The organism is Massilia sp. KIM (assembly GCF_002007115.1).
Classification (GTDB): Bacteria; Pseudomonadota; Gammaproteobacteria; order Burkholderiales; family Burkholderiaceae_D; genus Telluria.
The window spans coordinates 57,039-70,248 of the sequence record NZ_MVAD01000005.1 but is presented as its reverse complement, the minus strand read 5'-3'; the positions used below and the strand labels follow the sequence as shown (position 1 = coordinate 70,248).

14 protein-coding genes and 1 rRNA gene are annotated in these 13,210 nt (G+C 66.7%); 13 read left to right on the top strand and 2 right to left on the bottom strand.

Features of this window, described 5'->3' with window-relative positions; translation table 11 throughout:
- Positions 1 to 107: ribosomal RNA gene (locus B0920_RS25000) — 16S ribosomal RNA — on the bottom strand; the annotation flags it as partial.
- A gap of 432 nt (positions 108 to 539) precedes the next feature.
- Between B0920_RS25000 and B0920_RS24995 the strand changes: the two genes are divergently transcribed.
- From B0920_RS24995 to B0920_RS24945, 11 genes are all read left to right on the top strand, one after another.
- Entirely contained in the window at positions 540 to 2,033 is a 1,494-nt protein-coding gene (locus B0920_RS24995) for a B12-binding domain-containing radical SAM protein (RefSeq protein WP_078035413.1), read from the top strand.
- A 54-nt stretch (positions 2,034 to 2,087) separates the two neighbouring features.
- Complete coding sequence (locus B0920_RS24990; RefSeq protein ID WP_078035412.1) at positions 2,088 to 3,233, top strand: ABC transporter permease; 1,146 nt, start codon at positions 2,088 to 2,090, stop codon at positions 3,231 to 3,233.
- Between the two features lie 35 nt (positions 3,234 to 3,268).
- Positions 3,269 to 4,084: an ABC transporter ATP-binding protein gene (locus tag B0920_RS24985; RefSeq protein ID WP_078035419.1), complete on the top strand. Its 816-nt coding sequence runs from the start codon at positions 3,269 to 3,271 to the stop codon at positions 4,082 to 4,084.
- Between the two features lies 1 nt (position 4,085).
- Positions 4,086 to 5,033: an MlaD family protein gene (locus B0920_RS24980; protein WP_078035411.1), complete on the top strand. Its 948-nt coding sequence runs from the start codon at positions 4,086 to 4,088 to the stop codon at positions 5,031 to 5,033.
- 8 nt (positions 5,034 to 5,041) lie between these two features.
- Positions 5,042 to 5,665: an ABC-type transport auxiliary lipoprotein family protein gene (locus B0920_RS24975; protein WP_307188913.1), complete on the top strand. Its 624-nt coding sequence runs from the start codon at positions 5,042 to 5,044 to the stop codon at positions 5,663 to 5,665.
- Positions 5,662 to 6,792, top strand: coding sequence for a VanZ family protein (locus tag B0920_RS24970; RefSeq protein WP_078035409.1), 1,131 nt, complete (start codon positions 5,662 to 5,664; stop codon positions 6,790 to 6,792). Before B0920_RS24975 ends, B0920_RS24970 begins: the two co-directional genes overlap by 4 nt.
- 51 nt (positions 6,793 to 6,843) lie before the next feature.
- Complete coding sequence (locus B0920_RS24965; RefSeq protein ID WP_078035408.1) at positions 6,844 to 7,179, top strand: ferredoxin; 336 nt, start codon at positions 6,844 to 6,846, stop codon at positions 7,177 to 7,179.
- Between the two features lie 23 nt (positions 7,180 to 7,202).
- On the top strand, positions 7,203 to 7,835 hold the full coding sequence (locus B0920_RS24960) for an alpha/beta hydrolase (protein ID WP_078035407.1): 633 nt from the start codon (positions 7,203 to 7,205) through the stop codon (positions 7,833 to 7,835).
- Between the two features lie 90 nt (positions 7,836 to 7,925).
- Complete coding sequence (locus tag B0920_RS24955) at positions 7,926 to 9,071, top strand: D-alanyl-D-alanine carboxypeptidase family protein (RefSeq protein ID WP_078035406.1); 1,146 nt, start codon at positions 7,926 to 7,928, stop codon at positions 9,069 to 9,071.
- Positions 9,072 to 9,390: 319 nt separating this feature from the next.
- The gene (locus tag B0920_RS24950) at positions 9,391 to 10,317 is read left to right on the top strand and encodes an aldo/keto reductase family oxidoreductase (RefSeq protein ID WP_078035405.1); all 927 of its coding nucleotides are present in this window, start codon (positions 9,391 to 9,393) and stop codon (positions 10,315 to 10,317) included.
- Positions 10,317 to 10,628 carry a metal-sensitive transcriptional regulator gene (locus B0920_RS24945; RefSeq protein WP_078035404.1) on the top strand — a complete coding sequence of 104 codons (312 nt, stop codon included), beginning with the start codon at positions 10,317 to 10,319 and terminating at the stop codon, positions 10,626 to 10,628. The genes B0920_RS24950 and B0920_RS24945 overlap by 1 nt, the downstream gene beginning before the upstream one ends.
- A 43-nt stretch (positions 10,629 to 10,671) precedes the next feature.
- Here the strand turns inward: B0920_RS24945 and pssA are convergent, their stop codons facing one another.
- Positions 10,672 to 11,463 (bottom strand): CDP-diacylglycerol--serine O-phosphatidyltransferase, encoded by a 792-nt coding sequence (gene pssA / locus B0920_RS24940; RefSeq protein ID WP_078035403.1) that lies wholly within the window; start codon positions 11,461 to 11,463, stop codon positions 10,672 to 10,674.
- A gap of 143 nt (positions 11,464 to 11,606) precedes the next feature.
- On the opposite strand from pssA, the gene B0920_RS24935 reads away from it, so the two are divergent.
- Positions 11,607 to 12,584, top strand: coding sequence for a CAP domain-containing protein (locus B0920_RS24935; protein ID WP_078035402.1), 978 nt, complete (start codon positions 11,607 to 11,609; stop codon positions 12,582 to 12,584).
- Positions 12,563 to 13,198 (top strand): Hpt domain-containing protein, encoded by a 636-nt coding sequence (locus B0920_RS24930; RefSeq protein ID WP_229456867.1) that lies wholly within the window; start codon positions 12,563 to 12,565, stop codon positions 13,196 to 13,198. The genes B0920_RS24935 and B0920_RS24930 overlap by 22 nt, the downstream gene beginning before the upstream one ends.
- The last annotated feature ends 12 nt before the right edge of the window (positions 13,199 to 13,210 follow it).

Below are 13,210 nucleotides of genomic sequence, written 5' to 3'. Positions count from 1 at the left end.
CACCCGTTCGCCACTCGCCGCCAGGTTGCCCCGCGCTGCCGTTCGACTTGCATGTGTAAAGCATGCCGCCAGCGTTCAATCTGAGCCAGGATCAAACTCTTCAGTTCAATCTCTGTTTGTTGGCATTTCTGCCACCGCTATTGCTAGCGGGTCGCTCACTCAAAATACTGACGATTCTTCTCTTTCGAGAAGGTTCGTATTTTTTGTGAACATTTGATAATTTAAGTAATCAATGACCGAAGTCACTGGCACCTTCATCAAACGCCCACACTTATCGACTGTTGATTGTTAAAGAACTTCGGATTCTGTCTTGCTGCGTTGTCGACGAAGCGTTGTGTTCGTCAGCAGCAGAGGAACGAGATTATGCCGCCTCCTAAAAACCCCGTCAAGCCCTCGCCAAGCGAGAAACGTGATTTTTTAACGTCGGGCCACGACGGGTATGGCGCGGGCATCTCGAAGTCCGCTTCCAGCCGGACCAGGCATGTGTCCTGCGCTCCCCGGCGCGTACAATGCGGGGTTTGCCCCACCCGCCGCCTGCCATGACGATCCTTCTCTCCACCCTCAACGCCCGCTATACCCATGCCTCGCTGGGCCTGCGCTACCTGCTGGCCAACATGGGCGAGCTGCAGGCAGAGACGCGCATCCAGGAGTTCGTCATCGGCGCCAAGACCACCGACCTGGTCGAGCGCATCCTCGCGCACCAGCCGCGCATCGTCGGTTTCGGCGTCTATATATGGAACGTGGAAGAGACCACCAGGCTGGTGTCCATGCTCAAGCGGGTCGCGCCCGAGATCACCATCGTGCTGGGCGGCCCCGAGGTGTCCTACGAGACCGCCGAGCAGCAGATCGTGAAGCTGGCCGACTACGTAATCACCGGCTGGGGCGACGTGAGCTTCCCCAAGCTGTGCGGCGAGATCCTGCATGGTCCCAAGCCGCTGATGAAGGTGCACGCTGGGGTCCAGCCGCCGATGGCCGACATCGCCCTGCCCTACTCTCTATATAGCGACGAGGACATCGCCCACCGCACCCTGTACGTGGAAGCCTCGCGCGGCTGCCCCTTCAAGTGCGAGTTTTGCCTCTCGTCGCTGGACAAGACCGCCTGGCCCTTCCCGCTGGAGGGCTTCCTGGCCGAGCTGGAGAATCTGTACGCCCGTGGCGCGCGCCTGTTCAAGTTCGTCGACCGCACCTTCAACCTGAACGTCAAGACCAGCCTGCAGATCATGCAGTTCTTCCTCGATAAGATCGAGGCCCACCCGGAAGATCCGGTCTACGCCCACTTCGAGCTGGTCCCCGACCACCTGCCGGAAGCGCTCAAGGACACCATCGCCAAGTTCCCGCCCGGCGCCCTGCAGTTCGAGATCGGCATCCAGAGCTTCAATCCCGAGGTCCAGGCCCTGGTGAGCCGGCGCCAGAACAACGAGAAGGCCGCCGACAACATCCGCTGGCTGTGCGAGCACTCCACCGCCCACCTGCACGTCGACCTGATCGCCGGCCTGCCGGGCGAAGACGTGGCCAGCTTCGCGCGCGGCTTCGACCACTTGGTGAGCCTGGGTGCGCAGGAGATCCAGTTCGGCATCCTCAAGCGCCTGCGCGGCACCCCGATCATCCGCCATACCGAGCCCTTCGGCATGGTCTACGACCCTTACCCGCCCTACACGGTGCTGGCCACGAACAGGATCGACTTCGCCACCATGCAGCGCCTGGTGCGCTTCGCGCGCTACTGGGACCTGGTGGCCAACTCGGGCCGCTTCGCCAACAGCACCCGCGCACTGCTGGGCGACGCGCCTTTCGACAACTTCATGGCGCTCTCGGACTGGCTCTATACAAAGACAGATGCCACCCACCGCATCGCCCTCGACCGCCTGGCGAAACTGGTCGCCGAATGGCTGGAGCTGCGCGGCATGACGCGAGAAGCAGTCGCATCCCTGCTGGCGTCCGACTACGCGGGCAAGGTCGACAAGCCCGCGGACAGGCCGCTCGACAAGCCGGCGGCGGCCGCGCCGGCGCGCCAGGTGCGCCACCTCGCCGCCTGACACGGTAGAGGATCGTGGCTGGCGGCGATAACGATTCTCTTTTACACTGCGACAATGCAGATTGAAAATGCGCCAACATTAACCATCCAGCATTCCGCCTCGGAAGCGTGCAGCCCCGCGCAACAATCTGTCGTGGCATCGGGGGTCTGGCAGGTGCACGCCCTGTCTCGGCGCGGCATCCTGAAAGGCATCACGCGCCAGCTCGCCACCCTGAAGGACAAGGGCGCCTGCGAGTGGGACCTGTCGGGCATCGAAAGCCTCGACCACATCGGCGCCCAGATGTTCTGGAACGCCTGGCACAAGAAGCGCCCCAAGCACCTCAAGCTCGACCCGCGCCAGGAAGACCTGTTCAGGCGCATCGAGGAAGCCAGCGCGCTCAAGCTGCCGCGCCACCGGATCAGCCCCCTGCACTGGGTCATTACCCTGGGCGCCGGCCTCCTCAACTTCTTCGAGCACCTCAAGAGCTTCATCGGCCTGATCGGCGTCGTGGTCCAGGACCTGGGCCGCTTCATCCGCCATCCGCGCACCGGCCCCTGGCGCGAGATCTCGGCCAACATCTACCATTCGGGCTTCCAGGCCCTGGGCATCACGGCCATGGTCGGCTTCCTGATCGGGGTCGTGCTCTCCTACCTGTCGTCCCAGCAGTTGCGCATGTTCGGCGGCGACATCTACCTGGTCAACATCCTGGGCATGGCGGTGATCCGCGAACTCGGCCCCATGCTGGCCGCCATCCTCGTGGCCGGCCGCTCCGGCTCCTCGATCACCGCCCAGCTCGGGGTGATGCGGGTGACGGAGGAACTGGACGCCATGCTGGTGATGGGCATCTCCCACGGCTACCGCCTGATCATGCCCAAGGTGGTCGCGCTGGCGATCTCCATGCCCCTGCTCGTGGTGTGGACCGACGCCATGGCCCTGATCGGCGGCATGGTCTCGGCCAAGATCGAGCTGAACCTGTCGTTCCGCTACTTCATCCAGGGCCTGCCGGACGCCGTGCCCTACGTGAACTACACCATCGGCCTGCTCAAGGGCGCGACCTTCGGCATCCTGATCGCCCTGATCTCCTGCCACTTCGGCCTGCGCATCAAGCCCAACACCGAAAGCCTGGGCCGTGGCACCACTACCTCGGTGGTCACCGCGATCACGGTGGTGATCCTGGCCGACGCGGTGTACGCGATCATCTTCAGCGGAGTGGGGTTCTGATGGCCGATTCCAAGCGCCCGCCGCCACGCCTGACCATGCGCCCCGACGAGGACGTCGGACCGCCGGTGGTCCAGATCCGCCACCTGTGGACGCGCTTCGGGCGCACCGTGGTGCACCAGGACCTGAACCTGGACGTGTATTCCGGCGAAATCCTCACCATCGTCGGCGGGTCCGGCACCGGCAAGACCGTGCTGCTGCGCCAGATGCTGGGGCTGGAACGCCCGTCCCAGGGCTCGGTGCGCGTGTTCGGCGAAGACATCAGCGCGGCCGAGCCGGAGCAGTTGCAGCGCATGCGCAACCACTGGGGCATGCTGTTCCAGCAGGGCGCACTGTACTCGGCCCTGACCGTATTCGACAACATCGCCCTGCCGATGCGCGAGCTGCGCGCCCTGCCCGAGGACGTGATCCGCGACGCCGTGCTGCTCAAGATGGACATGGTGGGCCTCGGCCCCGAGCACGCCAACAAGATGCCGGCCGACCTATCGGGCGGCATGATCAAGCGCGCCGCCCTGGCGCGCGCCCTGGCGCTCGAACCTCAGCTATTGTTCCTGGACGAACCGACCGCGGGCCTCGACCCCGACCTGTCGGACGCCTTCGTGGCGCTGATCCAGACCCTGCACCGCGAGCTCAAGCTCACGGTGGTGATGGTGACCCACGACCTCGACACGCTGTTCGCCCTGTCCTCGCGCATCGCGGTGCTGGCCGAGAAGCACGTGCTGGCGGTCGGTCCCTCGTGCGACGTGCTGCGCGTCGACCATCCGTTCATCAAACACTTTTTCCTGGGCCCGCGCGGCCGGCGGGCGCTCGAGGTGCTCGAAGAGCGCCAGGCCCAGAACGATTCGGAGACTTGATATGGAAAACAGGTCATATGCCCTGATGACCGGTGTGTTCACGATCGCCCTGCTGGTGGCGACGGTGCTGATCGGCCTCTGGCTCAACCGCGACAAGACCGACTTCGTGCGCTACGAGATCGTCACCACCCAGTCGATCCCGGGCCTGAACCCGCAGGCCACGGTGCGCTACCGCGGCCTGGAAGTGGGTCGGGTCGACGACATCGTGTTCGACCCGCGCGTCACCGGCCAGATCCTGATCCGCATGTCGGTCGACGAAGCCTCGCCCGTCACCACCACCACCTTCGCCACCCTCGGCTACCAGGGCGTGACCGGGATCGCCTTCATCCAGCTCGACGACGACCGCACCGGCTCGCCGCGCCTGGCCACCAAGGACGACCAGCCGTCGCGCATCCCGCTGCGCCCGGGCCTGCTGGACATGCTGGAAAAGCGCGGCATGGCGATCCTGGAAAAGACCGAGAAGATCACCGACAGCCTGGCCAAGATGGTCGGCCCGGACAACCAGCAGACCATCATCGGGGCCTTCGACAGCATCGGCAAGGCCGCCGACGCCTACGCCGCCATCCCGCAGAAGCTGGAGCCGACCATCGCGCGCCTGCCCCAGCTGACCACCAAACTGGAAAACAGCCTGGCCTCCTTCGACAAGGTGGCGGGCAGCGCCGACAGCATGATCAAGAACTACGACCAGCTGGCGATCCGCCTTCAATCGCCGGACGGCCCGGTCGAGCGCCTGAACGGCGCGATCGGCTCGCTGCAGGCCGCCACCAGCGAGCTGGAGCTGGAAACCCTGCCGCACGTGGTCCAGATGACCGACGAAGCGCGCCTGTCGCTGCGCGCCGTGCGCCGCACCGCCAATTCCCTGTCCGAGCGCCCGCAGAGCATCCTGTTCGGCGCGCCGGGCGAGGCGCCCGGACCGGGCGAGCCGGGCTTCGTGCCCCCGACCAAATGAGGACCACCGTGACCGCCACCGCATACCGATTCCTGCCCCTGCTGGCCTGCGCCCTGATCCTGACCGGCTGCGCCAGCAGCAGAAGCAGCCAGCCCACCACCGTGTTCGACTTCGGCCCGGCCCTGCCGCAGGCCCAGGCCCAGGCCCAGACCGCCGTGCCCGGCATTCCGGCGCTGGTCATCATGGACGCCACCGGCGCCCCGGTGCTGGACAACGAGCGCATGTACTACCGCCTCGGCTACGCCGACGCCATGCAGGCGCGCAGCTACGCGCACAGCCGCTGGAGCGGCAACCCGCTCGACCTGGTCACCCAGCGCATCAAGACCCGCCTGTCGCAGTCGGGCATGAAGGTGCTGTCCGCCACCGACGCCTCGACCGGGGTGCCGATCCTGCGCATGGAAGTCGATGAGCTGATGCACAGCTTCACCGGCGCGGCCCAGAGCGAAGGTCAGGTCGTGCTGCGCGCCTCGGTGTTCGAGGAACACCGCCTGGTCGACCAGCGCACCTTCACCCGCACCACCGCCGCCGCGAGCCAGGACGCCGCCGGAGGCGCGCGCGCGCTGGCCGCCAGCCTGGACGCCGTCGCCGCCGACCTGCAGGCCTGGCTGGCGACCCTGAACGTACGCCGATGACCGATCCGGAAGTCCCCGGCCGGCCGCGCGGCTCGCCGATCTCGCGCGCCGCGCTGCTGGCCTACCTGCTGCTGATCGTCTACGCCAGCTGGTATCCGTTCTCGGGCTGGCGCGACAGCGGCCTGCCCCTGCTCGCCTTCCTCAACCTGGTCAAGCAGCGCTACTGGACCGGCTTCGACGTCACCGTCAACGTGGTCGGCTACATTCCGTTCGGCGTGCTGCTGGTGCTCTCGCTCTACCCGCGCATCCGCGGCGTCTGGGCGGTGCTGCTGGCGACCCTCGGCGGCATCCTGGTGTCGGGCACGATGGAGGCGGTGCAGAACTACCTGCCGAGCCGGGTGCCGTCCAACCTCGACTTCCTCACCAATTCCGGCGGCTGCCTGATCGGCGCGGTGCTGGGCGCGCTGTGGGCGCCCGGGCTGCTCGACCGAAGCCGCCTGTTCCAGCTGCGGCGGCGCTGGTTCGCGCCGCACGCCAGCCAGGGCCTGGTGCTGGTGGCCCTGTGGCCGCTGGCCCAGATCTACCCGCAGAGCTACCTGTTCGGCCACGGCCAGGTGCTGCCGATCGTCTCCAATTGGCTGTCGCGCTGGTTCGACGCCGACATCGACCTGGTGGCCATGCTGCGCCCCGGCGACGACATCATGAGCGTGGAGCAGTACTGGCTGTCCGAGACCATCATCAGCGCCTGCGGCATGACCGGCGCCGCCCTGACCCTGATGTGCCTGGTGCGCCGCGGCGCGCCGCGCTTCCGTCTCATGATGGCCCTGGTGGGCGCGGCCCTGATGGTCAAGACCCTGGCCAGCTCGCTGCTGTTCCGCCCCGATAACGCCTTCGTCTGGGTGACTCCGGGCGCCGAGGGCGGCTTCCTGATCGGCCTCCTGATGCTGTCTGGCCTGGTGTTCGCGCCCCAGGTGGCCCAGCGCCGCCTGGCGGTGGTGACCCTGGTGCTCAGCCTGATCGTGGTGAACACCATCCCGGTGAACCCGTATTTTTCCTCGACCCTGCAGGGTTGGGTGCAAGGGAAGTTCTTGAACTTTAACGGCGCCGCCCAGTTCCTGTCCCTGATGTGGCCGTTTTTCGCGCTCTGGTTCCTGCTCCTGCCTTCGCATAAACTCAATCGCCAGTAAGAACCGGTATCATGGCGGCTTTGGCGCTGCCATCCTTTCGACGAGAACGACATGAGCGACACCACCGACAACGCACCGTTTTACAAGTACCACGTGTTCTTCTGCATGAACGAACGCGATGGCAAGGATGCACGCCAGAGCTGCGGCAAGTGCGGCGCCGAGAAGGCGCAGAAGCACGCCAAGAAGCGCATCAAGGAACTCAACCTGAGCGGCCAGGGCAAGGTGCGCATCAACCAGTCCGGCTGCCTGGACCGCTGCGAAGAAGGTCCGGTGGTCGTGGTCTACCCGGAAGGCACCTGGTACACCTACGTGGACAACGCCGACATCGACGACATCATCGACCAGCACCTCATCGGCGGCAAGCCGGTCGAACGCCTCAAGATCTGATAGCGATTTACCCAGAAGGACCCATGAATATCCAGCACAAGTTCACTCTCGACGGCCATGCGGGCAAGATGCAATGCCTGCTCGACCTGCCGGACGGCGAGCCGCGCGGCATCGCGCTGGTCGCCCACCCTCACCCGCTGTACGGCGGCACCATGGAGAACAAGGTGGCCCAGACCCTGGCGCGCACCTTCGTCAACCTGGGCTATGCCACGGCGCGCTTCAACTTCCGGGGCGTGGGCGAATCCGAGGGCGTGCACGACGACGGCCGTGGCGAAGTGGACGACATGGCCATCATGTACGAGCACATGCGCGCGCAATACCCGGGCCTGCCGGTGGCCCTGTCGGGTTTCTCCTTCGGCACCTTCGTGCAGGCCCAGTTCCAGCAGCGCTTGATCGCCGAAGGCCGTCCGGCCGAGCGCCTGGTGCTGGTCGGCACCGCCGCCGGCAAGTGGCCGATGCCGCCCGTGCCCGAGGATTCGATCCTGATCCACGGCGAACTTGACGATACGATCACCCTGCAGGAAGTGTATGACTGGGCGCGTCCGCTGGACATTCCGGTCATCGTGATCCCGGGCGCGGATCACTTCTTCCACCGCAAGCTCGGTCACATTAAAAATCTCGTTGCGCAAATGTGGCGGCGTGACATTTCGGCGTAACACTGCCCTATAATGTGACCCTTCTCTTGAGGCAATGCCTTATGGCATTGCTTTGCGCTCCACTACCCACTGATTGACGGTATTGCTCCCATGAAAAAACTGTTAGCGGCCTTCGCCGCCAGCCTCGTGATGGTCTCGGCCAGCGCACAAACCGTGCCTGCGCCGGCCATCGCCGCCAAATCGTGGCTGCTGCTCGACGCAACGAGCGGCCAGGTCATCGCCTCGCAGGATCCGAACGCCCGTATCGAGCCGGCCTCGCTGACCAAGGTCATGACGGCCTACGTCACCTTCGCCGCCATTCGGGAAAAGCGCCTGGCGCTGAACCAGATGGTGAACGTGTCGGTACGCGCCTGGAAGGTCGACAACTCGAGCTCGAAGATGTTCATCGATCCGGCCACGCCGGTGTCTGTGAACGACCTGCTGCACGGCCTGATGGTCCAGTCGGGCAACGACGCGGCGGTGGCCCTGGCCGAAGCGGTGGCGGGCGACGAAGGCACCTTCGTCACCCTGATGAACCGCGAGGCCCAGCGCATGGGCCTGAAGAACACCCGTTTCGCCAACCCGCACGGCCTGCCGGATCCGAACAACTATTCGACCGCGCAAGACCTGGCGACCCTGGCCGCGAACGTGATCCGCGACTTCCCCGAGTTCTACAAGATCGACTCGGTCAAGCAGTTCACCTATAACAAGATCACCCAGCAGAACCGCAACCGCCTGCTGTGGCTGGACCCGACCGTGGATGGCATGAAGACCGGCCACACCGATTCCTCGGGCTACAGCATGATCGCCTCGGCGCGCCGCCCGAACGGCACCACCGGCCAGCGCCGCCTGATTTCGGTCGTGCTGGGCACGAGCTCGGACGGGGTGCGCACCCAGGAGAGCCAGAAGCTGCTGAACTGGGGCTTCCAGAACTTCGACACCGTGAAGCTGTATTCCGCCAACCAGGCGATCGCGACGCCGGAGATCTGGAAGGGCTCGGCCCCGAACGTGAAGATCGGCTTCACCCGCGACGTGCTGGTGACCGTGCCGAAGGGCGTGGCCGGCAAGCTCAAGCCGGTGCTGGAGCGCAAGGACCCGCTGGTCGCGCCGCTGGCGCGCAATGCGCAGGTCGGCACCCTCAAGATGATGGCGGACGGGAAGCCGCTGCTGGTGCTGCCGGTGGTGGCGCTGGATGAGGTGCAGGAAGCGAGCATCTTCGGCCGGGCGTGGGATTCGATGCGGCTCTGGCTGCAGTGACCTAGCCTTTCGCTGGATGACGGGAGCCCGTCCGTGCTTGATGCCGGGCGGGCTTTTTGTTTTTTGGTGGTGCTGTAAGCGTTAGGGGTGTGCGGGCAAACTTGGGTTCCCGCCTTCGCGGGAACGACGTTCAAGTGTCGCGTTCCCGGATGGATGTTTTTGGCCTGCTGCCACTACCCGTCGTTCCCGCGAAGGCGGGAACCCAAGTCTGCCCGTCAAGGCCTCGGCGGCTCCGCAGTAACCCAAGTTTGCCCGCGCAGCCAACAACGCTTCCCCTCCCGCTATAATCATGTCAACACGCCAACCTTGAAAGCCATCCATGACCCAAGCCCTCCCCACCACCCTGCAATGCCCCCGCGTCGCCACCCGTGAGGGCGGCCTGGAACTGTCGCGCATCGTGGCCGGGATGTGGCGCATGACGGAATGGGGCATGTCGGTCGAACAGCGGGTAGCCTTCATCGAGCAGTGCGTGGCCATGGGCGTGACCAGCTTCGACCACGCCGACATCTACGGCGGCTACGGCGTCGAAGGCCTGTTCGGCGAAGCCCTGCGCGCCCGTCCCTCGCTGCGCGACCGCATCGAGCTGGTGAGCAAGTGCGGCATCAAGCTGCTCTCGGCCAAGCGCCCGGCCCACACCATCCAGCACTACGACACCACCGGCGAGCACATCGTGGCCTCGGCCGAGGAATCGCTGCGCCAGCTGCACACCGACCGCCTCAACCTGCTGCTGATCCACCGCCCCGACCCGCTGATGGACTTCGACGAGATCGCCGAAGCCTTCACCCGCCTCAAGCAGGCCGGCAAAGTGCTGCACTTCGGCGTGTCCAACTTCTCGCGCCACCAGTTCGAGTGCCTGAACCGCCGCATTCCGCTGGCCACCAACCAGATCGAGTTCTCGCCCCTGCACACCGCGCCGATGTTCGACGAGACCTTCGACGGCCTGCAGGACCTGGGCGTGGCGCCCATGATCTGGTCGCCGCTGGGCGGCGGACGCCTGTTCAACGCCAACGACACCAATGCCGAGAACCTGCGCCTGGTGATCAAGGAAATCGCCGACCGCCTGCACCAGCCCTTCGCCAGCGTGGTCTTCGCCTGGATCATGCAGCTCCCGAGCCGTCCGATCCCGCTCACCGGCAGCGGCCGCATCGAAGCGATCGGCGTGGCGGTGACCGGCGCCAGCTTCACCCTGGACCGCCAGGACTGGTTCCGCATCCTGCGCGCCGCGCGCGGGCACGAGGTGGCCTGATGGCCGACGCCCCGCTCAAGATCGTCGAAGGCCAGGCCCTCAGCGCCCAGCAAAAGAAGGACTTGCTCAATCGGCTGGCCCGCATCGAGGGCCAGCTGCGCGGGGTGCAGAAGCTGATCGCGCTGGCCGACGCGCCCTCGGACTGCGACGCGGTGGCCCAGCAGATGGCGGCCGCGCGCAAGGCCCTGGACCGCTCCTTCGTCCAGCTCCTCACCGCCGCCATCATCACCCAGACCGGCGCCAGCGCCGACCTCGAGGAAGCGCGCGAGCGCGCCGCCCGCCTGGCGGCGATGCTCGACAAGTTCGCCTGAGCGCCTGCGCGGCAGAAGGGTTCGCGCGCTGCCGCGCCGACGCCTAGACCTCGTCGGCCTCGTCGTAGACCCTGGGCGGCGCCACGCCGGTCCAGCCGGTGCGCCAGGCGAGGTTCAGCAGCAGGGTCGCGCACACGTAGAGCAGGAAGAACAGCACGAAGAAGCGCGTCTGCAGCAGCGCCAGCAGGATCGCGCACGCGACCAGCAGGCCGATCATGACCTTGCCGCGCGGGTGCTTGGAGCTGGGGAAGCGGATGGTCGACACCATCAGCGCGCCCACCGCCACCATCAGGCCCGCGATCAGGAAGGCCTGGGCCATGGTGGTCGCCGGGTCGGGCCAGGCCACCACCACCGAGGCCACGCAGGCCGCCCCCGCAGTGATCGGCATGCCGACGAAGTAGCGCGGGTCGGTGCGGCCGTGGCTGATGTTGAAGCGCGCCAGGCGCAGCGCGCCGCAGGCCACGAACACGAAGCAGGCCAGGCCGCCCATGCGCACCAGGGTCGGGTGGTCGACCGCCATCTGGCCGAAGCCGTAGCAGTACAGCAGCAGGCCGGGGGCGCAGCCGAAGTTCATCACGTCGGCGATCGAATCGAGCTGCACCCCGAAGCTGGACTGGGTGTTGGTGGCGCGCGCCACGAAGCCGTCCAGGGCGTCGAACACGCCGGCCAGCACCAGCAGGATCGCGGCCAGGCGGAAGTCGCCCGGATCGCCGATATGGGCATTGTCGACCGAGATCACGATGCTGCCGAAGCCGCAGGCGATCGACAGCAGGGTGACGGAGCTGGGCAGGGCGAACTTGGCGCGCGCGAGGCGTTGCTTGCTGGTCGGTTTCACGTATGGCTGACTTGACAAGAGAATGGATGCCATATTCTACAGGGTGCAAAATAAGCTGTTGCGCTTGAGCCTAACGGCCGTCGCGTTGCGGCGTTTTCCCCTAAAATGTCGCATTCCTTCCACGTATTGACAGGAGTTGCAACATGAGCTACACGCTTCGCTGGCGAACGATCGTTGCGGCGCTGGGTTCCGCCCTGGCCCTGGCCGCGTGCGGCGGTGGCGGCAGCGACAGCCCTGCGGCCAATCCTCCGGTGAGCACCACGCCGGCGGCCGGCAACGGCACGGCGCCCGCCGCGCCTCCGGTGGCGGACACGCCCGCTGCGCCTGCGCAGACCGGCAATATCGCCCTCGATGGCCGCAACTGGATCAACTACCGCCGCACCCAGGCCGGCATGCCGACCGTGGCGGAGAATGCGCAGATCAACAACGCGGCCCTCGGCCACTCCGAATACCTGCGCATCAACAACGTGATGAGCCACGACCAGGTCCCGGGCCGCCAGGGCTTCACCGGCGCCACCCTGAAGGATCGCCTGAACGCCGCCGGCTATACCATTCCGGTCGACGGCTATGCGTATGGCGAAGTCATCTCCGGCACCAACAACCGTTCCGGCGCCTTCATGGCCGAGGAACTGATCACGGCGATCTACCACCGCTTCGTGATGTTCGAGCCGATGTTCAAGGAGATCGGCACCGGCGCGGCCAGCGCGGCCAACGGCTACAACTACTTCACCGCCAATTTCGCGGCGCGCGGCGGCTTCGGCCCCGGCATCGCGCGCGGCACGATCACGACCTGGCCCTACAACGGCCAGGGCCAGGTGACGCCGAACTTCTTCAGCGACACCGAGGAGCCGGACCCGATCCCGAACCGCAACCAGGTGGGCTATCCGATCAGCGTGCACGCCAACCTCGACGCCTCGCTGGTGGTGCAGACCTTCACGGTGCGCCCGCGCGGCGGCGCCGACCTGGCGGTGCAGCGCGTCGACCCGGCGGGCGAGATCAAGACCGCGGCCGCGATCGTGCCGCTGGATCCGCTGCGCGGCGCCACCACCTACGACGTCAGCTTCACCGGCACGGTCAATGGCAGCCCGGTGACGCGCCAGTGGTCCTTCACCACGCGCTGATGCGGCCGGAGCGCACGGCGCAGCAAGACGCCGCCGACTCGGCGGAGCCGGCGCTCGACCTGGTCGCCGGCCTCGATCGCGTGATGGGGGACCGGGCCATGCACCTGCGGGTGCTGGCGCGCTTTCGCTCCGACTACCACGACGCCGCGGCGCGCCTGCGCCGGGCGCTCGCCGCCGGCGACGCGGCGCTGGCCCAGCGCGTGGTCCATACCCTGAAAGGCGCGGCCGCGATGGTCGAGGCGCGCCGCCTGCGCCAGTTGGCGCTTGGCGTCGAACTGGCCTTCCGTACCCATGGAGAAGCGGCGCTGCAGCCGGCCGGCGCGCTGGCCGACGAACTCGCGGACGAACTGGGGCGGGTGCTGGAGCAGCTCGACACGGTCTTGAGCCCGCCCGGCCCGGACGCCGTGGTGGCGGCGGCCTCGCCCGAGGACATCGCACGCCTGCGCGCCATGCTGGACATCGGCGACGGCGCCGCGCCCGCCCTGCTGGCGCAGCGCCACGACGCCTTCCTGGCCGCGCTCGGCCCCGAGCGCATGCGCCTGCTGGACGCGGCCGTGCGCGATTTCGATTTCGAGCGTGCGCTCGCGGTGCTGGAAGGAAGAGGCGACGCCTAGGCCAGCGCCGCC

Coding starts and splice junctions, on each gene's coding strand:
- B0920_RS24995 (WP_078035413.1), top strand. CDS start 540: ATGACGATCCTTCTCTCCACCCTCAACGCCCGCTATACCCATGCCTCG.
- B0920_RS24990 (WP_078035412.1), top strand. CDS start 2,088: ATGCAGATTGAAAATGCGCCAACATTAACCATCCAGCATTCCGCCTCG.
- B0920_RS24985 (WP_078035419.1), top strand. CDS start 3,269: ATGCGCCCCGACGAGGACGTCGGACCGCCGGTGGTCCAGATCCGCCAC.
- B0920_RS24980 (WP_078035411.1), top strand. CDS start 4,086: ATGGAAAACAGGTCATATGCCCTGATGACCGGTGTGTTCACGATCGCC.
- B0920_RS24970 (WP_078035409.1), top strand. CDS start 5,662: ATGACCGATCCGGAAGTCCCCGGCCGGCCGCGCGGCTCGCCGATCTCG.
- B0920_RS24965 (WP_078035408.1), top strand. CDS start 6,844: ATGAGCGACACCACCGACAACGCACCGTTTTACAAGTACCACGTGTTC.
- B0920_RS24960 (WP_078035407.1), top strand. CDS start 7,203: ATGAATATCCAGCACAAGTTCACTCTCGACGGCCATGCGGGCAAGATG.
- B0920_RS24955 (WP_078035406.1), top strand. CDS start 7,926: ATGAAAAAACTGTTAGCGGCCTTCGCCGCCAGCCTCGTGATGGTCTCG.
- B0920_RS24950 (WP_078035405.1), top strand. CDS start 9,391: ATGACCCAAGCCCTCCCCACCACCCTGCAATGCCCCCGCGTCGCCACC.
- B0920_RS24945 (WP_078035404.1), top strand. CDS start 10,317: ATGGCCGACGCCCCGCTCAAGATCGTCGAAGGCCAGGCCCTCAGCGCC.
- B0920_RS24935 (WP_078035402.1), top strand. CDS start 11,607: ATGAGCTACACGCTTCGCTGGCGAACGATCGTTGCGGCGCTGGGTTCC.